16 protein-coding genes are annotated in these 17,693 nt (G+C 58.3%); 5 read left to right on the top strand and 11 right to left on the bottom strand.

Translation table 11 applies throughout. The annotated features are described in order from the left end of the window. The 3 genes from glyS to N438_RS18125 all read left to right on the top strand — a co-directional run bounded on the left by glyS (position 1) and on the right by N438_RS18125 (position 4,470). Positions 1 to 2,070 (top strand): glycine--tRNA ligase subunit beta, encoded by a 2,070-nt coding sequence (gene glyS, locus N438_RS18135; protein ID WP_012967074.1) that lies wholly within the window; start codon positions 1 to 3, stop codon positions 2,068 to 2,070. 326 nt (positions 2,071 to 2,396) lie between these two features. Further along, on the top strand, positions 2,397 to 2,549 hold the full coding sequence (hokA, locus tag N438_RS18130) for a type I toxin-antitoxin system toxin HokA (RefSeq protein ID WP_012967075.1): 153 nt from the start codon (positions 2,397 to 2,399) through the stop codon (positions 2,547 to 2,549). A gap of 301 nt (positions 2,550 to 2,850) precedes the next feature. Beyond that, entirely contained in the window at positions 2,851 to 4,470 is a 1,620-nt protein-coding gene (locus N438_RS18125; protein ID WP_116696403.1) for an ATP-binding cassette domain-containing protein, read from the top strand. A gap of 98 nt (positions 4,471 to 4,568) precedes the next feature. Here the strand turns inward: N438_RS18125 and cspA are convergent, their stop codons facing one another. From cspA to N438_RS18110, 3 genes are all read right to left on the bottom strand, one after another. Next, on the bottom strand, positions 4,569 to 4,781 hold the full coding sequence (gene cspA / locus N438_RS18120; protein ID WP_000014594.1) for an RNA chaperone/antiterminator CspA: 213 nt from the start codon (positions 4,779 to 4,781) through the stop codon (positions 4,569 to 4,571). 252 nt (positions 4,782 to 5,033) lie between these two features. Continuing rightward, on the bottom strand, positions 5,034 to 5,324 hold the full coding sequence (locus tag N438_RS18115) for an HTH-type transcriptional regulator (RefSeq protein WP_002921931.1): 291 nt from the start codon (positions 5,322 to 5,324) through the stop codon (positions 5,034 to 5,036). Between the two features lie 245 nt (positions 5,325 to 5,569). Next, positions 5,570 to 6,925 carry an aromatic acid/H+ symport family MFS transporter gene (locus tag N438_RS18110; RefSeq protein WP_008806885.1) on the bottom strand — a complete coding sequence of 452 codons (1,356 nt, stop codon included), beginning with the start codon at positions 6,923 to 6,925 and terminating at the stop codon, positions 5,570 to 5,572. 441 nt (positions 6,926 to 7,366) lie between these two features. Here N438_RS18110 and N438_RS18100 point away from each other — a divergent pair, with 441 nt between their 5' ends. Beyond that, positions 7,367 to 8,077 (top strand): DUF3053 domain-containing protein, encoded by a 711-nt coding sequence (locus N438_RS18100; RefSeq protein ID WP_012540337.1) that lies wholly within the window; start codon positions 7,367 to 7,369, stop codon positions 8,075 to 8,077. Positions 8,078 to 8,185: 108 nt separating this feature from the next. Here N438_RS18100 and ghrB read toward each other — a convergent pair whose 3' ends face one another. The 6 genes from ghrB to N438_RS18070 form a co-directional block, all read right to left on the bottom strand. Next, on the bottom strand, positions 8,186 to 9,157 hold the full coding sequence (gene ghrB / locus N438_RS18095) for a glyoxylate/hydroxypyruvate reductase GhrB (RefSeq protein WP_116696402.1): 972 nt from the start codon (positions 9,155 to 9,157) through the stop codon (positions 8,186 to 8,188). 24 nt (positions 9,158 to 9,181) lie between these two features. Continuing rightward, the gene (locus tag N438_RS18090) at positions 9,182 to 10,462 is read right to left on the bottom strand and encodes an MFS transporter (protein WP_008806888.1); all 1,281 of its coding nucleotides are present in this window, start codon (positions 10,460 to 10,462) and stop codon (positions 9,182 to 9,184) included. Between the two features lie 104 nt (positions 10,463 to 10,566). Continuing rightward, positions 10,567 to 11,502, bottom strand: coding sequence for a sugar kinase (locus tag N438_RS18085; RefSeq protein WP_008806889.1), 936 nt, complete (start codon positions 11,500 to 11,502; stop codon positions 10,567 to 10,569). A 3-nt stretch (positions 11,503 to 11,505) separates the two neighbouring features. Continuing rightward, positions 11,506 to 12,255 carry a hypothetical protein gene (locus N438_RS18080; protein ID WP_002921919.1) on the bottom strand — a complete coding sequence of 250 codons (750 nt, stop codon included), beginning with the start codon at positions 12,253 to 12,255 and terminating at the stop codon, positions 11,506 to 11,508. Between the two features lie 111 nt (positions 12,256 to 12,366). Continuing rightward, entirely contained in the window at positions 12,367 to 13,383 is a 1,017-nt protein-coding gene (locus N438_RS18075; protein ID WP_008806891.1) for a LacI family DNA-binding transcriptional regulator, read from the bottom strand. A 103-nt stretch (positions 13,384 to 13,486) separates the two neighbouring features. Further along, a complete protein-coding gene (locus N438_RS18070) occupies positions 13,487 to 14,149 on the bottom strand; it encodes an OmpA family lipoprotein (protein ID WP_002921917.1) in 663 nt (220 codons plus the stop codon). A gap of 167 nt (positions 14,150 to 14,316) precedes the next feature. Between N438_RS18070 and N438_RS18065 the strand changes: the two genes are divergently transcribed. Beyond that, positions 14,317 to 16,647, top strand: coding sequence for a molybdopterin guanine dinucleotide-containing S/N-oxide reductase (locus N438_RS18065; RefSeq protein WP_008806892.1), 2,331 nt, complete (start codon positions 14,317 to 14,319; stop codon positions 16,645 to 16,647). On the opposite strand, the gene N438_RS18060 is transcribed toward N438_RS18065, so the two are convergent. Further along, the gene (locus N438_RS18060) at positions 16,616 to 17,056 is read right to left on the bottom strand and encodes an N-acetyltransferase (protein ID WP_116696401.1); all 441 of its coding nucleotides are present in this window, start codon (positions 17,054 to 17,056) and stop codon (positions 16,616 to 16,618) included. The two genes, N438_RS18065 and N438_RS18060, sit on opposite strands and share 32 nt — an antisense overlap. After that, a complete protein-coding gene (tag, locus tag N438_RS18055; protein WP_008806894.1) occupies positions 17,034 to 17,615 on the bottom strand; it encodes a DNA-3-methyladenine glycosylase I in 582 nt (193 codons plus the stop codon). The genes N438_RS18060 and tag overlap by 23 nt, the downstream gene beginning before the upstream one ends. Positions 17,616 to 17,693: the final 78 nt, after the last annotated feature.

The following is a 17,693-nucleotide window of genomic DNA, read 5'->3' as shown; positions in this document are numbered from 1 at the left end:
ATGTCTGAGAATACTTTTCTGGTGGAAATCGGCACTGAAGAGCTGCCACCAAAAGCGCTGCGCAGCCTGGCGGAATCTTTTGCTGCGAACGTGACCGCGGAGCTGGATAATGCCGGCCTCGCACACGGTAAAGTGGAATGGTTTGCCGCCCCGCGTCGTCTGGCGCTGAAGGTAGCCAACCTGGCGGCGGCGCAAGCCGATCGCGAAGTGGAAAAACGCGGCCCGGCTATTGCCCAGGCGTTCGATGCCGAAGGCAAGCCAAGCAAAGCGGCCGAAGGCTGGGCGCGCGGCTGCGGTATCACCGTCGATCAGGCCGAACGTCTGACCACCGACAAAGGCGAGTGGCTGCTGTATCGCGCCCATGTAAAGGGCGAAAGCACTGAAGCGCTGCTGCCGAACATGATTGCCAGCTCGCTGGCGAAGCTGCCGATCCCGAAACTGATGCGCTGGGGCGCGTCTGACGTCCACTTCGTGCGTCCGGTTCACACGGTGACTTTGCTGCTGGGTGACAAAGTGATCCCGGCCACTATCCTCGGTATTCCGTCCGATCGCGTGATTCGCGGGCATCGCTTTATGGGTGAGCCGGAGTTCACTATCGATCATGCCGACCAGTACCCGCAGATCCTGCTGGAGCGCGGTAAAGTCATCGCCGATTACGAACAGCGTAAAGCCAAAATCAAAGCCGATGCGGAAGAAGCGGCGCGTAAGATTGGCGGTCAAGCCGATCTGAGCGAAAGCCTGCTGGAAGAAGTCACCTCGCTGGTGGAATGGCCGGTGGTGCTGACGGCGAAGTTCGAAGAAAAATTCCTCGCGGTGCCGTCCGAAGCGCTGGTTTACACCATGAAGGGCGACCAGAAGTACTTCCCGGTCTACGACAATGCCGGCAAACTGCTGCCGAACTTTATCTTCGTGGCGAACATCGAGTCCAAAGATCCGCAGCAGATTATCTCCGGTAACGAGAAGGTGGTTCGTCCGCGTCTGGCCGATGCTGAATTCTTCTTCAACACCGACCGTAAAAAACGTTTGGAAGATAACCTGCCGCGTCTGGAAACCGTGCTGTTCCAACAGCAACTTGGGACCCTGCGCGATAAGACCGATCGCATCCAGGCGCTGGCTGGCTGGATTGCCGGGCAGATTGGCGCTGATGTGAACCATGCGACCCGCGCGGGCCTGCTGTCCAAGTGCGACCTGATGACCAACATGGTCTTCGAGTTCACCGACACCCAGGGCGTGATGGGGATGCACTACGCGCGCCATGACGGCGAAGCGGAAGACGTGGCCGTAGCGCTGAACGAGCAGTATCAACCACGCTTTGCCGGCGACGCGCTGCCGTCTAACCCGGTTGCCTGCGCGGTGGCGATTGCCGATAAGATGGACACCCTGGCGGGTATCTTTGGTATCGGGCAGCATCCGAAAGGCGATAAAGACCCGTTTGCGCTGCGCCGCGCCGCGCTGGGCGTGCTGCGTATCATCGTTGAGAAGAACCTGAATCTCGATCTGCAAACGCTGACCGAAGAAGCGGTGCGTCTGTACGGTGAGAAGCTGACCAACGCCAACGTGGTTGATGATGTGATCGACTTTATGCTGGGCCGCTTCCGCGCCTGGTATCAGGACGAAGGTTATGGCGTCGACACGATCCAGGCGGTACTGGCGCGTCGTCCAACCCGCCCGGCGGATTTTGATGCGCGCATGAAAGCCGTATCGCACTTCCGTACCCTGGAAGAGTCCTCCGCGCTGGCGGCGGCAAACAAACGTGTCTCCAACATCCTCGCGAAATCCGACGAGACGCTGAACGACATCGTTCACGCTTCAGTGCTGAAAGAAGCGGCGGAAATCAAGCTGGCGGGCAATCTGGTGGTGCTGCGCGACAAACTGCAGCCGTATTTCGCCGCAGGCCGTTATCAGGATGCGCTGATTGAGCTGGCTGCGCTGCGCGAGCCGGTGGATGAATTCTTCGAGAACGTGATGGTTAACGCTGAAGACAAAGATGTTCGCATCAACCGTCTGACGCTGCTGTCCAAACTGCGTGAACTGTTCCTGCAGGTCGCGGATATTTCTCTGCTGCAGTAAGCGTATCGGTAATAATAAAAGACCTGCCTCAGGGCAGGTTTTTTTATACGGGAAATATAAATAGATGAACCGTTAATAATTCTGTCATTGATATCTCCATTATTTACATTCATCGATAAGAAATGTTTTAGGAATATATAAACATAATTCCGTGAGGTATTTACGCTAGAATGGCGGCGGGTGCTTGAGACTGTGTGTCTCAGGTATTCAGCGGGAGATAGACAGAGAAAAGCCCCACCTGATAGTAATCAAAGTGAGGCTCCCCTATGCATGAACACCATAAGAGTAGCCTCTTACTTGTTGAAAATCAACACTGGAGGCGAGGAATGCCGCAAAAGTATCTGTTGTTTGGCTTAGTAGTGATTTGCTTCACTATTTTATTATTGACCTGGATGGTTCGTGATTCGCTATGTGAATTACAGCTCAGACAGGGAAATATTGAGCTGGTGGCATTCTTAGCCTGTGATATTAAACAGTAAGAGCATCTGGTGGGGATCTATCCCCACCATGCTTGCAGTGTCAGGCATTCTCAATGCACCCTTTCATTGTTCACCAAATAAATCATTTGCCTCCTGATATCAGGAGGCCTTTTTATTTTTACACGATCGTTGAATAAAACAGGCTTGCAACGCATACCGGAGTGTGGCTATCCTATGTCCCGACGAATTCCTCGTCTCACCGGAGCGCGCCCCACAAATGAACAAACACGACTGATGAATTTCACGCCTTACCTCGCAGATGTTGCGGGTAGGGGAGTATTGATTTCATTCAGGAGTGCTTATGGCTCATTGCGCCCATATCCCCGCTTTTGTTTTACATCAGGTCACCTGTCAGTTTGCGACGGGAGATACGCTTTTTGGTCCGCTGAATTTATCGCTGGAATCGTCGCTTTGCGGCCTGGTCGGCCGTAACGGCGTCGGTAAGACGCGTCTGCTACGTCTGCTGGCCGGTCTGGATTCCCCCGCCGAAGGCTATATCGAGCGCGGGGCTTCTATTGCCTGGGTGGCGCAGCAGCCGACGCTTACGCCGGAGACCACCCTCGCTACGCTGCTGGGCTATGCGCCGATATTTGATGCCTTGTCTCGCCTTGAACAGGGTCAAGTGCTGGCTGCCGATTTCGATCTATTGGATGGCCACTGGGATCTCCCCGATCGCCTGAGTTTAGCTTTCCGTGAAGCCGATCTCCCGCCGTTCTCTGCCGATCGTCCCGCTTTTTCACTCAGCGGCGGCGAGCGGATGAAGGCTCTGCTGTGCGGCGCCTTTGTCTCCGGCGCCGATTATCTGCTGCTGGATGAGCCCACCAACCATCTGGACCGCCAGGGGCGGGAGTGGCTCTATCACCAACTGGAAAGCTGGCAGGGTGGGGCTCTGATCGCCAGCCACGACCGCGAGTTACTGACGCGGATGCCGAGGATTATTGAGCTGACGCCGACGGCGCTGCACAGCTACGGCGGCAACTATGATGAATATCAGCGCCAGCGTATGGCGGAGCAGCAGGCTGCGCGCGCGGCGCTGGAGCATGCTGTGACCGAGCGACGGCGCACCCGCGCGCGAATGCAAAAGGAGCATGACGCCGCGCAGCGGCGCTCGGCTCAGACGCTGCGGACCGTTGATACGCTAAATATTGCCTCGTTTGAACGTGTGAAGTACAAAGGTGCGGCAAAAGAGCGCCCGGGAACGCTGCGCCGTCAGCATCGTGAACAGAACAGCAGTCTGAATGCCGCCGTGCAGCAGGCACGGGAGCGGGTAGAAGACGACAATCCGGTGATGTTCACCCTGCCGGGTAGCGAAGTGGCCGCCGGCAAGCAGGTTCTGGTGGTGGAAGCATTGCAGCTCGCCCATTCACCCGCTGCGCCGCTGGACTGGCGTATAGATGGTCCGATGCGTATTGCGCTAAAGGGACCGAACGGCTGTGGCAAAACCACTTTGCTGAAAACGCTGCTGGGGCTGGAGCAGGCCGTCTCAGGCGATGTCCGGCTGTCGGTGAGCGCGGCTTATCTGGATCAACATCTGACGCAGCTGGATCTGTCGTTATCGGTCATGGCGCACCTGAGCCTGGACGATACCCCGCTGGATGAGGGCCTTCTGCGCACCCGACTGGCGCAGCTCCAGCTTGGCGCGGATAAGGTCACTCTGCCGCTGGCGACGCTCAGCGGCGGCGAGCGTCTGAAAGCGGCCCTGGCGTGCGTGCTCTGGCGACGCGATCCCGCTCAGCTGCTTTTGCTGGATGAGCCGACCAACCATCTCGATTTAGCATCGACACAGGCTATTGAAAGCGCGCTGGCGGCGTTTCCCGGCGCGATGCTGGTGGTGTCACATGACGAGGCATTTTTACACGGTCTGAAGCTGACCCATAGCCTGGCGTGGCGGGAGACGGGCTGGCACTTTTCCCTGCTCTGAATGCCCAACAGCCGCCATCGTATGCTGGCGGCTGTTGGCGACAGATAAAAAAAATCCCCGCCATCAGGCAGGGATTCTCGATTCTTAGCGGCTTGAACTTACAGAGAAGTTACGTTGCCAGCTGCCGGGCCTTTAGCGCCGCTTTCGATGGTGAAGGAAACTTTCTGACCTTCGTCCAGGGATTTGTAGCCATCGTTCTGGATAGCAGAGAAGTGTACGAACACGTCTTTAGAGCCATCGTCAGGAGTGATGAAGCCGAAGCCTTTGTCAGCGTTGAACCATTTTACGATACCAGTCATTTTACCGGACATAGTGAATTACCTTTAAAAAAATAAGTGAGCCTTGCGGCGTAGCGGTCTGGACTACAGATTTAAAGCGATAAAGGGAAAGTTCACTACGGGGGTATCTTTGGATAACCTTAGAAGGACTGCTCTATTCGACTGCTCTGTGGTCTGTACATCAAACCTGCGAGCATTAACGCACGTTCAGCACCTGATAGCAAACTTTTTTTTACGGTGCAGCGGCAAAAGCCCCCTTACTGACCCATGCCGCTGCGCGCTGGATTAATCGAGTAACTGTCGTGAAAGCTGTGGATTGGCCTGAATCAGGCGCATCAATTTCAGCTCGGTGGGAGACGGTCTAACCCGTCTCGACTCCCACTCTCTTACCATGGCGACGCTCACGCCCATGACGTTGGCAAAGTCGTCAATCTTAAGTCCAGTGCCTTTACGCAGTTGCTCAAATTCACTAAACACAGTGGACTTACGGTTTGAGGTAAGTTTCTGATTATCATCCTTAAATACGATGTGTTCCAGGCTGCTCAGCAGTTCAAACACGGGATCTTTATATTCCATTGAGAACTCCTTTTATCACACAGCGGAAGAGATTTTTTATAAAGCTCTTTAAGAATAGTCAGAAAATCGTGCAGCGGATGGTAACGTCCGTGATTATTTGCCAACAGGCTATCGAATCGGCCCCGGCAGCCAAACGGCAGTGGAGCCTAAGAGAATGATTACTAACGCGATGAGATGGCTTCGAAAATTTTTGTAAACGGATAAGAAAAAAGCGGCAAAGCCGGCGCGGGCCGCCGGCTTAACAATCAGGCTTTCTGCAGACCTCTCGCGTCGTCTTTCGTCGCCGGCGCGGATTTACTGACCCGGTATTTGATCAGCAGCGCGAGGGCTGACAGGAACGCCGGGATGGCCAGCAGAGTGAAGATGGTTTCAAAGGAGAGCTGCGCCTGCATCAGGAAGGCGCCGCTGAATGCGCCGAGGATCCCGCCGAAGCGGCCGATACCCAGCATCCAGGCGACGCCGGTGGCGCGCCCCTGCGTCGGGTAGAAGCCTGCCGCCAGCGCGGGCATCGACGACTGCGCGCCATTCATAATACTACCGGCGATAAACACCATCACCCCCATCAGCACCAGGCTGCTGGTGGAGAAACCCACCAGGCAGACGCAAACGCCGGTCAGCAACCAGCCGACGGCCACCACCTTGTTGGGATTGATCTTGTCCATCAGGGCGCCAAGGATCAGTACGCCAATCCCGCCGCCCAGCGGGAACAGGGCGGTGATGATGGAGGCCTGACTCATCGAGGCGCCGGTTTCGCGGATCAGCAGCGGCAGCCAGCTGGTCAGGAGGTAGAAAATCAGCAGGCCCATAAAGTAGGTCAGGCACAACATCACGGTACCCACCGCGTAGCGTGGGGAGAAAATGACGCCGATGGCCGATTTCTCTTTCACCTGGCCTGCTTCGCGCAGCTCAAATTCCACCGCCTCCGGCAGCGGCGCGATGCGTTTCAGGATGGCGGCAATGCGCTGCGCCGGCTGCTGCTTCACCACCAGATAGCGGGCAGACTCCGGCAGCAGAAAAATTAACGCTACGGCCAGCAGGAGGGGCATCACGCCGCCCAGCACCAGCACACTCTGCCAGCCATAGTGCGGGATCATCCAGGCGGATAAAAAGCCACCCAGCGATGATCCCATCGGAAAGCCGACGAACATCAGGTTCACCAGCAGCGCCCGACGGCGCTCCGGCGCATATTCGCTCATCAGGGTGGCCGCATTCGGCATCGCCGCGCCGAGCCCGAGACCGGTCAGGAAACGCAGCAGCGTCAGCTGATTAAGGCTGGTGGCGAAGGCGGTAAGCAGGCTGAATCCGCCGAACACCACGATCGACATAATCAGCACTTTTTTGCGGCCGATGCGGTCAGCCAGCGGCCCCGCGGTTAAGGCGCCGACCGCCAGGCCCACCAGCGCGGCGCTCATCACCGGGCCGAGCGCCGATTTTTCCACGCCCCATTCCTGTACCAGGTCGGAGGCGATAAATCCGATGATCGCGGTGTCGAATCCGTCCATCGCGACGGTGATAAAGCAGAGCGCAAGGATCATCCACTGGTAGCGGGTGAAGGGGTGCTCGTTGATAAAGGCCTGAATGTCGATGGTTGTCTTAGTCATACGGCTTTCCTGGCAGACTGAGCGAGGGACAGAGGTCTGTTTTTATCGTCGTCCTCGCGTCATTGAGTTTGATTTGTGCGATAATCGAACGTATCGCCGTTAATCGCTCATTCATCAAATCATTGAAGTGGGGGGCAGGCAATGCAGGCGCGCGCCAAAGCGTGCGATTATCGTCCGTTTTAGGACGCCACGTCGTACGGAAACTTTTTTATTGCCATAAAAATCAGATGGTTATATAAACTTCGCTCGCAGAATGTGATGACTATATTTGTGATGTGCATAACAGACGTTCTACACCGCGACGATGGCGTGCGAAATGGTGTTTTTCCTGCGTAAGATTAGCAGTAAAGGGTATCCTGCGAGGCCGAGCTGGACTATCCTTGTCAGCGTCTGGCACGTGTGTGTCGTTGTGCGCTTTTTTTGGCTGAAAGGAGTAAAAAAATGGCGACAGGAAAGTCCTGCTCTCGCTGGTTTGCGGCTATGGCGGCCTTATTGATGGTGGTTAGCCTGAGTGGGTGTTTTGATAAAGAAGGCGATCAGCGCAAAGCGTTTATCGACTTCCTGCAGAATACGGCGATGCGTAGCGGTGAACGTCTGCCGACGCTGACCGCCGATCAGAAAAAACAGTTTGGGCCTTTTGTCTCTGACTACGCGGTGATCTACGGTTACTCGCAGCAGGTGAGCCAGGCGATGGACGCTGGTCTGCGCCCGGTGGTGGACAGCGTCAATGCTATCCGCGTCCCGCAGGACTATATGACCCAGCGTGAGCCGCTGCGTCAGGCGAACGGCGCGCTGGGCGTGCTCAGCCAGCAGCTGCAGAATGCGAAAATGCAGGCCGATGCCGCGCATAGCGCTCTGAAGCAGGCTGACGATCTTAAGCCGGTCTTCGATCAGGTTTACGCCAAGGTCGTGACCGCGCCAGCTGACGCGCTGCAGCCGCTGATCCCGGCCGCGCAAATCTTTACCCAGCAGCTGGTTCAGGTGGGGGATTTTGTCGCTCAGCAGGGGACCCAGGTGAGCTTTGTGGCCAACGGCATTCAGTTCCCCACCTCGCAGCAGGCCAGCCAGTACAATGCGCTGATTGGGCCGCTGGCGGCGCAGCATCAGGCGTTTAATCAGGCATGGACGGCAGCGGTGAACGCCACCCGTTAATGTCTCATCTGGCTGACGTTGGCTGCGGCGAACGAGCAGGATGATGGATAAGATGCAAAAAGAACCCGGGGAGGGCGATTGCCGCCGCTACCCGGGTTTTTTTATGGCTTATTTGACCTGCGGGTTAACGCAGTTTTTCTCTACATTACCGTTCAGGGCATCGATCAGGTTGTCCACCGCGCAGGCCGCCATGTTGTAGCGCGTCTCATGGGTGGCAGAGCCGATATGCGGCAGCGCGACAACGTTTGGTAGGGTTAACAGCGGCGAGTCTTTTGCCAGCGGTTCGTGTTCGAAGACATCAAGGCCGGCAGCATGAATTTCACCCGCCTGCAGAGCAGCGATCAGCGCCTGCTCGTCCACCACCGAGCCACGTCCGGCGTTAATGAAGATGGCGGAAGATTTCATTTTGGCAAACTGCGCCTGACCGAACAGATGGTGGGTCTCTTCGCTCAGGGGCAGGATCAAGCAGACGAAATCGGCTTCCTGCAGCAGGGTATCGAGATCGCAATAGCGGGCGTTGAAGCGCTCTTCCGCCTGCGGATGCTGGCGGCGCGCGTTATACAGGATCGGCATGCCGAACCCGAAGTGGGCGCGCTGCGCCAGCGCCATACCGATGCGGCCCATGCCGACGATACCTAAGGTTTTATGGTGCACGTCGCTGCCGAACCAGTCCGGGCCAATGCTCTTCGTCCACTCGCCCGCTTTGACGCGCTCCGCCACTTCCACTACCCGGCGCGCGGTGCTCAGCACCAGCGCCATGACCGTATCGGCGACGGTCTCGGTCAGTACGGTCGGGGTATGCATCAGCAGCACCCGGCGAGCGTTCAGCGCCTCGACGTCAAAGTTGTCATAGCCAACGGAAACGGTAGAGGTCGCACGCAGCTTCGGCATCTTCTCCAGCAGCGCGGCGTCAACCTTTTCGCTGGAGCCCAGGAGGCCTTCAGCCTGGGCGAAGGCCTCTGCATGCTGCGAAACGGTCTCCGGCCGCAGGTTTTTTACCTGAGTGACGGAAAAGTGCTCCTCCAGGCGCTGTAGCAGGTCGTCGGGAAGCGTTTTATAGAGAATGACAGACGGCTTCATGCGAATCTCCGTAGTAGAAATAGTTCAGGCGTGGTGAGCGCCAAGCGGAATGTTTTGATTATTAGCAGGCTTAACAATCAAAGTCAGCAATACTGAGGCGAAAAGCGCCACCCCCATAAAAATATAGGAGGCTGCGGGGCTGCCGGTGGCACCGTTCAGGTAGCCGACAAACCACGAGCCGCAGAAGGAGCCCAGGGCGCCCATACTGTTGATCAGCGCCATGGCGCCCCCGGCGACGTTGCGCGGCAGCATTTCCGGAATAATGGCGAAGAAGGGGCCGTAAGGCGCATACATTGCCGCACCGGCCACCACCAGCAGGGTATAAGACACCCAGAAGTGGTTGGCGCCGACCGCCCAGGAGCCGATGAAGGCCAGTCCGCCAATCAGCAGCAGCGGCCAGACGAACAGCTTACGGTTCTGCATTTTATCGGAGGCCCAGGAGACTACGATCATGGCGATAGTCGCCGCCAGGTACGGAACCGAAGAGAGCCAGCCCACTTCCACCATCCCCATATTTTCGCCGCCGCTGCGGATAATCGACGGCAGCCACAGTACAAAACCGTACACGCCGATACTCCAGGCAAAGTACTGCGCGCAGAGCAGGATCACGTTGCGGGAGCGGAAGGCTTCGCCATAGTTACGTACCGCTTTGATGCCCTGCTGTTCACGATCCAGTTGTTCCTGCAGCGCGGCTTTTTCACTCTCCGCCAGCCAGTTAACCTGCGACGGTTTGTCTTTTACCAGCACCCACCAGCAGAAGGCCCAGATTACTGCCGGCACCCCTTCGATGATGAACATTTCCCGCCAGCCGAAGGCCTGAATCAGGTAGCCGGAGACCACCGACATCCACAGGACCGTCACCGGGTTACCGAGGATCAGGAAGGTGTTGGCGCGAGAGCGCTCTGATTTGGTGAACCAGTTGCTGATATAGATCAGCATCGCCGGCATCACCGCCGCTTCGACGACGCCGAGGATAAAGCGAATGGCCGCCAGCGCCGGGATATTATGCACAACACCGGTCAGCGAGGCGCAGCCGCCCCAGAGGATCAGGCAGATAAAGATCAGTTTGCGAACGCTGCGGCGCTCCGCATAGATAGCGCCGGGGATCTGGAAGAAGAAGTAGCCGAGGAAGAACAGGGCCCCCAGCAGGGAGGAGATCCCCTTGGTGATGCCCAGGTCTTCGGTAATGCCTGCCGCGGAGGCGAAGCTGAAGTTGGCACGGTCGAGGTACGCCAGGCTATACGTGATAAACACGATAGGCATGATGTACCACCAGCGTTTCGTTGCATTTGTTGAGCTATTCATAGGCTTGCCTCTGTCAATGAGGTGACATCCGTCCGTCGAAACGGACGCTGCTGTGCCGCGCTGCAGGTAGGGTACAGGACGGCTGTTATTTTTGCGTATAAATGTTATTCGCCCAGCGCATCGCGGGTGGGGAGCCCCTCGCTGTCGCCCTGGACCTGAATCGCCAGCGAACCGATTTTATTGCCGCGGTTCACCGCCTGAAGCAGGGTTTTGCCTTCCAGCAGGGCGCTAATCACCCCGACGGCAAAGCCGTCGCCGGCGCCGACGGTATCGACGACGTTTTCGACTTTAATGGCATCAACCGTTCCCTGTTCGCCGCTGGCGCTCTTGAACCAGGCGCCGTCGCAGCCGGTTTTAATGACTACCGCCTTGACGCCGCGGGAGAGATAAAAATCGGCGATCCCTTCCGGGGTCTGCTGGCCGGTGAGAATCACGCCCTCTTTTAAGCCTGGCAAAACCCAGTCAGCCTGGAAGGCGAGACGGTTGAGTTTCTCCACCATCTCGGCTTCGCTTTTCCACAGCACCGGGCGCAGATTAGGGTCGAAAGAGAGGGTTTTTCCCTCGGCTTTCATCACCTTCGCCGCATGCTCCAGCAGCGCATATGAGCTTTCAGAGAGCGCGGCGGCCACGCCGCTCAGGTGCAGATGGCGGGCGCTGGTGAAGTAGTCGGCGCGAAAATCGTCCGGCGACAGATGGCTGGCGGCAGAGCCTTTGCGGAAATACTCCACAATGGGATCGGTTCCATTTTCGACTTTCGATTTCATCTGGAAACCGGTAGCGAAGCGGTTGTCGATGGCGACAGCGTGGCTATCGATCCCCTCTTTCGCCAGCGATTGCAGTACGAAGCGGCCAAAGCTGTCGTTGCCGACGCGGCTGACCCAGCCGACCTTCAGACCCAGGCGCGCCAGGCCGGTGGCGACGTTCAGCTCGGCGCCGGCGACACGTTTCATGAAATGCTCCACCTCGGCCAGATCCCCGGTTTCGGTGGCGACAAACATGGCCATAGCTTCGCCGATGGTGATGACATCTAAATTTTCCACGACTTAATCCTCGCGTAACAGGTTGACGTAGCGGCGGGTCACGGCCGTCAGGTCATGGCCAGTCAGCGGAAACTCGATTCCACGCGGCGCGTCGGCGGGAAGATTATCGAGCAGGGCCAGCCAGCGTTCGGCGGCCTGATCCGGCGGTACAGCGCGGAATTTCTCATGATGAGGCTCCGCCGCTTTAACATGAATATAGCTGACCGCCGGCGCAAGATGACGTGCCGCCTCTTCCGGCGAATCGCCAACCCACAGCCAGTTGCCCATATCAAATGTTAAGGTGATCGGCAGCTGATGGACCCGGCAGGCGGCTTTGAAGCGCTGCATCGGCGCCAGCTGGCCGCAGTCGGTCTGGTCATTCTCTACCACCAACGCCATGCCGCTGTCGCTGAGGATATCGCGCAGCTCATCCAACTGCTGATTGTGGAGGAAATGGCCAAGGGAGAGCTTCAGCCACAGAGCGTTCAGAGTTTGCGCTTCCGCGAGCAGCGTCGGGAGATCCGGGTTAAGCTCGCCGTTGTCGGTGAACAGCGCCTGCGGCGCGGAGTAGCAGGCCAGCAGGCCGTGGCGCTCAATGGTGGCCGCCAGCGACGGCAGAGCGTTGAGCTCTTCCGCGCTGCACAGCTCGCGGCGGATTTCGACGCCGTCCGCGCCGGCGTTGGCGATAAACGGCAGGACGGCGGCCTGCCCGCCTAAGGATTTAACATGGTCATTACCATACGCAGCGGTAACGACAATAATTTTTCTGGCCATCGCGCTCTTACTCCCGGCGTTTGTTGCTTAATCTCCTTAATACGCTAGATGGTATCGGTTCCATAAGAAAGGGCGAGATGTTTAATTTATGATCGGCATCACGAAGGATCGTTAACGGGAGGTTGATCCGCGGACGATAAGCTCGCCGGAAAATACCCGTTCGCGGATGGGGTCGTTAGTGCCGGCAATGCGCCGAATAACCTGTTCGACCGCCGCGTAGCCGATCTGCCACGTCGGCTGTTTGAGGGTGGTAATACCGACGCCAGCCAGCTCCGCCCACTCCAGTTCGTCGAAGCCCAGCAGGCCGATATCGCTCCCCCAGATCAGGCCGACGCGCTTCAGAGCGCGGGCCACCTGCAGCGTCAGGGCGCCGTTGGCAGAGATGACCGCTTTGCGCATCCCGCGGTGACGGGCGTGGAACTGGCGCAGGACGTTGTCCATCATCGCGCCGTCGTTGAGCTGCACTTCGGCGTTTTCAGCCACCACGCCGTGGTGACGAGTGAGGGTAGCGCGAAAAGCGCTCAGACGCTCGCGGCGGGTATTCACCGAGCCCAGCGGTTCGCTGAGAAACAGGATGGCCTCAAACCCTTTCTCCACCAGGTGTTCGGTGGCGGTGGTGGCGGCCTGGGCGTTATCAAGCCCGACCACATCGCAGGCGAAGTCGGGGATTTTACGGTCAATCAGCACCATCGGCAGGGCCGACTGCTGCAGGCGGTTCAGGCCATCCTCCCGCATACCGACTGCGTTGACCACGATGCCTTCCACTTGGTAGCTGCGCAGCAGGTCCAGGTAGTGCAGTTCCTGATCCAGCTCGTTATTGGTATTACACACCAGCAGGGTGAAGCCTTTTTCCCGGCAGGCCGCTTCAATGCCGCTCATGACATTGACCGAGTAGGGGTTGGTGATATCGGCGATGATCAGGCCAATAAGGCGGGTTCGGCCGTGCTTGAGGCCGCGGGCCATCAGGCTGGGGCGGTAGTCGAGTTCGGCAATGGCTTTTTCAATACGTGATAACAGATCGTCGGAAAGCAGATGCTTCTCGCCGTTAAGATAACGTGAAATGCTGGTTTTGCCGGTCTTTGCGGCTTTCGCCACATCGCTGATAGTTGCACGCGCCGCTTTCGCCATGGTGGCTTCCTTTGCTGAAAATCTGCCAACACCTTAGCGCGAAAAATAGCGATATCAAGCATTTTGCCCGGCAGAGCGGCTGCCGGGCGACATGAGGATGCGCTTATTGCAGCGGGCTGAGGGTAATTTCCACGCGACGGTTCTGCGCTTTGCCTTCCGCCGTGCTGTTGCTGGCGATAGGATTCGCCGGCCCCATGCCGGTGGTGCGAATGCGATTGGCCGCCACGCCCTGAGTGATCAGCGCGCTGGCGACGCTGTCTGCACGCTGTTGCGACAGACGCATATTCAGATCCTTGCTGCCGGTGCTGTCGGTGTAGCCGACGACGTTAACAGCGGTTTTCTCGTACTCTTTCAGCACCATGGCCACGCCGGTCAGGGTGTTGGCGCCGGCCGGCTTCAGGTTGGCGCTATTGCTGTCGAAGGTGACGTTATTCGGCATGTTCAGCACGATATTGTCGCCATTTCGCGTCACGCTGACCCCGGTTCCCTGCATTTTGTCGCGCAGCTTCGCTTCCTGCACGTCCATATAGTAACCAATGCCGCCGCCGAGCGCCGCGCCGGCCGCTGCGCCAATCAGCGCGCCTTTGCCGCGGTCATGTTTGGAAGAGGAGAGCGCGCCGACGCCAGCGCCCACTAAGGAGCCAATACCTGCGCCAATACCGGATTTACCTGCTTCACGTTCACCGGTATAGGGGTTGGTGGTGCAGCCAGAAATGGCCAGAGTGCCGCTGACCAGCGCCGCAATCATAAGTACGCGTTTTTTCATTTAATGTCCTTAATCCTTTTTATTCTTTGTCACAGCGAACGTGACGGTTGATTATGACGCGTGATTACGTAGAAAATTCCCCGGATACCATCTCATTTTGTAAATAACATTGAACGGTTGCCCATCACGCCGTCATGACACCTGCATTCGCTGACCAGGAGCCGCCCTTGCCGACCTCATCTGCAACCAAAACCATCTTAACCGCCGCCCACTGGGGACCGATGCTGGTGGAAACGGACGGTGAAAACGTCCTCTCTTCCCGCGGCGCGCTGGCGACACCGTTTGCCAACTCGCTGCAAACGGCGGTGCGCGATCAGGTCCACAGCAAAACCCGCGTGCGCTATCCGATGGTGCGCAAAGGCTTCCTTGCTTCACCGGACAAGCCCCAGGGGGTCCGCGGTCAGGATGAATTCGTGCGGGTGAGCTGGGATCAGGCGCTGGATTTAATTGACGCCCAGCATCGGCGGATCCGCGAAAGCTACGGTCCGCAGTCGATTTTCGCCGGCTCCTACGGCTGGCGCTCTAACGGCGTCCTGCATAAGGCGGCCACCCTGCTGCAGCGCTACATGAGCCTGGCGGGCGGCTATACCGGCCATCTTGGCGATTACTCCACTGGCGCGGCGCAGGCGATCATGCCTTACGTCGTGGGCGGGAATGAGGTGTATCAGCAGCAGACCAGCTGGCCGCTGGTGCTCGAGCACAGCGAAGTGGTGGTGCTGTGGAGCGCCAACCCGCTGAACACCCTGAAAATTGCCTGGAACGCCTCCGACGAGCAGGGGATCCCGTGGTTCGACCGGCTGCGCCAGAGCGGTAAGCGCCTGATCTGCATCGATCCGATGCGATCGGAAACCGTCGATTTCTTTGGCGATTCGATGGAATGGATCGCGCCGCATATGGGCACCGATGTCGCGCTGATGCTGGGGATCGCCCATACGCTGGTGGAGAATAGCTGGCAGGATGATGCGTTTCTTACCCGCTGCACCAGCGGCTACGATATTTTTGCCCGCTATCTGACCGGCGAAAGCGACGGCGTAGCGAAAACCGCTGACTGGGCGGCGGCGATCTGCGGCGTGAAAGCGGATAAGATCCGTGAACTGGCGAAAATTTTCCATGAAAATACCACCATGCTGATGTCTGGCTGGGGCATGCAGCGCCAGCAGTATGGCGAGCAGAAGCACTGGATGCTGGTCACCCTGGCCGCCATGCTGGGGCAGATTGGCACCCCGGGAGGCGGGTTTGGTCTTTCCTATCATTTCGCCAACGGCGGCAACCCGACGCGCCGCGCGGCGGTACTGGGCTCGATGCAGGGAAGCGTCGCCGGGGGCGTGGACGCGGTGGAGAAGATCCCGGTCGCACGGATCGTCGAGGCGCTGGAGAATCCGGGGGCAGAGTATCAGCACAACGGCATGGCGCGTCGCTTCCCCGATATTCGCTTTATCTGGTGGGCCGGCGGGGCCAACTTTACTCATCATCAGGACACCAACCGCCTGATTCAGGCCTGGCAGAAGCCGGAGCTGATCGTCATCTCCGAATGCTTCTGGACCGCCGCCGCGCGCCATGCCGATATCGTCCTGCCGGCGACCACCTCGTTTGAGCGCAACGATCTGACCATGACTGGAGATTACAGCAATCAGCATCTGGTGCCGATGAAGCAGGTGGTCGCCCCGCGAGATGAAGCGCGCGACGATTTCGCGGTCTTTGCCGACCTCAGCGAACGCTGGGAGGTGGGCGGCCGCGAGCGCTTCACCGAAGGGAAGAGTGATTTGCAGTGGCTGGAGACCTTCTATCAGATCGCCGCCCAGCGCGGGGCTCACCAGCAGGTGACGCTGCCGCCGTTTGCCGAATTCTGGCAGGCTAACCAGCTGATTGAGATGCCAGAGGAGCCGGAGAATGCCCGTTTTGCGCGCTTCGCCGCCTTCCGCGCCGATCCGCAGGCTAATCCGCTGAAAACGGCGAGCGGTAAAATTGAGATCCACTCGCCAACCATCGCCGCCTTTGGCTACGCCGATTGCCCGCCGCACCCGATGTGGCTGGAGCCCGACGAGTGGCATGGCAACGCTGAGGCTGGGCAGCTGCAGCTGCTGTCGGCCCATCCGGCCCACCGTCTGCACAGTCAACTGAACCACACCACGCTGCGCGAACGCTATGCTGTCGCCGGACGCGAACCGGTGACTATTCATCCGCAGGATGCCCGGGCCCGGGGGATTGCCGATGGCGATCTGGTGCGGGTGTGGAACGCCCGTGGTCAGGTGCTGGCCGGCGCGGTGGTGACGGAGGGGATCCGCCCGGGGGTGATTTGCCTGCATGAAGGGGCATGGCCCGACCTGGATCCGCGGGTGGGTATCTGCAAAAACGGGGCGGTGAATGTCTTAACCAAAGATATCCCGACATCCCGGCTGGGCAACGGCTGTGCCGGGAACACCGCCCTGGCGTGGCTGGAGAAATATACCGGCCCGACGCTGCCGCTTACAGCATTTGATCCGCCGGCCAACGCATAATCCACGTCGGGTGCTGAGTGTCGTCCTGCCATGCGCAGTCTTCAATCCGGAAGCCCTGCGCATGGTAGAAACTGACCGCCGATTCGTTCTTCTGGTAAACCTCGAGACTAAGCCAGGCGTAGTGCTGTTTGACTTCATCCAGCAGCGCCCGGCCAATGCCCTGGCGGATGGCGTCCGGCGCGACAAACAGCGCGCCGACGAAGCGGGAGTCCAGCACGCTAATAAAGCCTTTTAATTCCCCATCGCGTTCCCAGACCCAGGTGCTGGCGGCGGGAAGATAGACATCCCGTACCACCGCGACGCTGTCGCGCCAGTAACTTTCGCCGATAAAAGGGTGGGCATGAATCGTGCTGTCCAGCCACAGGGCCAGCAGCGGCGCGGTATCTTTAGTGTCCCACTTGCGGATCATCCTGACCTCCAGGGTGACAGAAGCAGCCGGTGATATGGTCGTTGACCAGCCCACAGGCCTGCATAAAGGAATAACAGATTGTCGAGCCGACAAATTTAAAGCCGCGTTTTTTCAATGCCTTCGACAGCGCATCGGAGGCCGGCGTCGTGGTGGGGATCTCCGCCAGCGTCGCGGCGCAGGTCACCTGCGGCTCATTGTTGACGAAGGACCAGACAAAATCAGTGAACGACTCGCCATTTTCTTCCATCGCCAGATAGGCGCGGGCGTTGCCGATAATGGCCTGGATTTTTCCCCGATGGCGAATGATGCCGGCATTCTGCAGCAACTGCTCGACATCGTCTTCCCCCATCGCTGCCACGCGCACCGGGTCGAACTGGTGAAAAGCCTGACGGTAGTTCTGCCGTTTTTTTAACACCGTGATCCATGACAAACCGGCCTGCTGGCCCTCCAGGCAGATCATTTCAAACAGCTGGCGGCCCTCTTTTTGCGCCACACCCCATTCGGTATCGTGATATTCGATATATAACGGATCCTGACTCACCCATCCGCAACGTTGCATAGCTATTTCTCCCTCTGCGCTAAAAAAGTGGACGCCCCGGCTTGACGGCTGAAAGATAAAGATAATAGTTAATACAGG

Source organism: Klebsiella sp. GL120222-02, assembly GCF_003097195.1.
Classification (GTDB): Bacteria; Pseudomonadota; Gammaproteobacteria; order Enterobacterales; family Enterobacteriaceae; genus Klebsiella; species Klebsiella variicola.
This window is presented reverse-complemented; position numbering and strand designations above follow the sequence as displayed.

What these genes read in the sequence shown, in the direction of transcription:
- glyS (WP_012967074.1), top strand. Translation starts at nt 1, where the DNA reads ATGTCTGAGAATACTTTTCTGGTGGAAATCGGCACTGAAGAGCTGCCA.
- hokA (WP_012967075.1), top strand. Translation starts at nt 2,397, where the DNA reads ATGCCGCAAAAGTATCTGTTGTTTGGCTTAGTAGTGATTTGCTTCACT.
- N438_RS18125 (WP_116696403.1), top strand. Translation starts at nt 2,851, where the DNA reads ATGGCTCATTGCGCCCATATCCCCGCTTTTGTTTTACATCAGGTCACC.
- cspA (WP_000014594.1), bottom strand. Translation starts at nt 4,781, where the DNA reads ATGTCCGGTAAAATGACTGGTATCGTAAAATGGTTCAACGCTGACAAA.
- N438_RS18115 (WP_002921931.1), bottom strand. Translation starts at nt 5,324, where the DNA reads ATGGAATATAAAGATCCCGTGTTTGAACTGCTGAGCAGCCTGGAACAC.
- N438_RS18110 (WP_008806885.1), bottom strand. Translation starts at nt 6,925, where the DNA reads ATGACTAAGACAACCATCGACATTCAGGCCTTTATCAACGAGCACCCC.
- N438_RS18100 (WP_012540337.1), top strand. Translation starts at nt 7,367, where the DNA reads ATGGCGACAGGAAAGTCCTGCTCTCGCTGGTTTGCGGCTATGGCGGCC.
- ghrB (WP_116696402.1), bottom strand. Translation starts at nt 9,157, where the DNA reads ATGAAGCCGTCTGTCATTCTCTATAAAACGCTTCCCGACGACCTGCTA.
- N438_RS18090 (WP_008806888.1), bottom strand. Translation starts at nt 10,462, where the DNA reads ATGAATAGCTCAACAAATGCAACGAAACGCTGGTGGTACATCATGCCT.
- N438_RS18080 (WP_002921919.1), bottom strand. Translation starts at nt 12,255, where the DNA reads ATGGCCAGAAAAATTATTGTCGTTACCGCTGCGTATGGTAATGACCAT.
- N438_RS18075 (WP_008806891.1), bottom strand. Translation starts at nt 13,383, where the DNA reads ATGGCGAAAGCGGCGCGTGCAACTATCAGCGATGTGGCGAAAGCCGCA.
- N438_RS18070 (WP_002921917.1), bottom strand. Translation starts at nt 14,149, where the DNA reads ATGAAAAAACGCGTACTTATGATTGCGGCGCTGGTCAGCGGCACTCTG.
- N438_RS18060 (WP_116696401.1), bottom strand. Translation starts at nt 17,056, where the DNA reads ATGATCCGCAAGTGGGACACTAAAGATACCGCGCCGCTGCTGGCCCTG.
- tag (WP_008806894.1), bottom strand. Translation starts at nt 17,615, where the DNA reads ATGCAACGTTGCGGATGGGTGAGTCAGGATCCGTTATATATCGAATAT.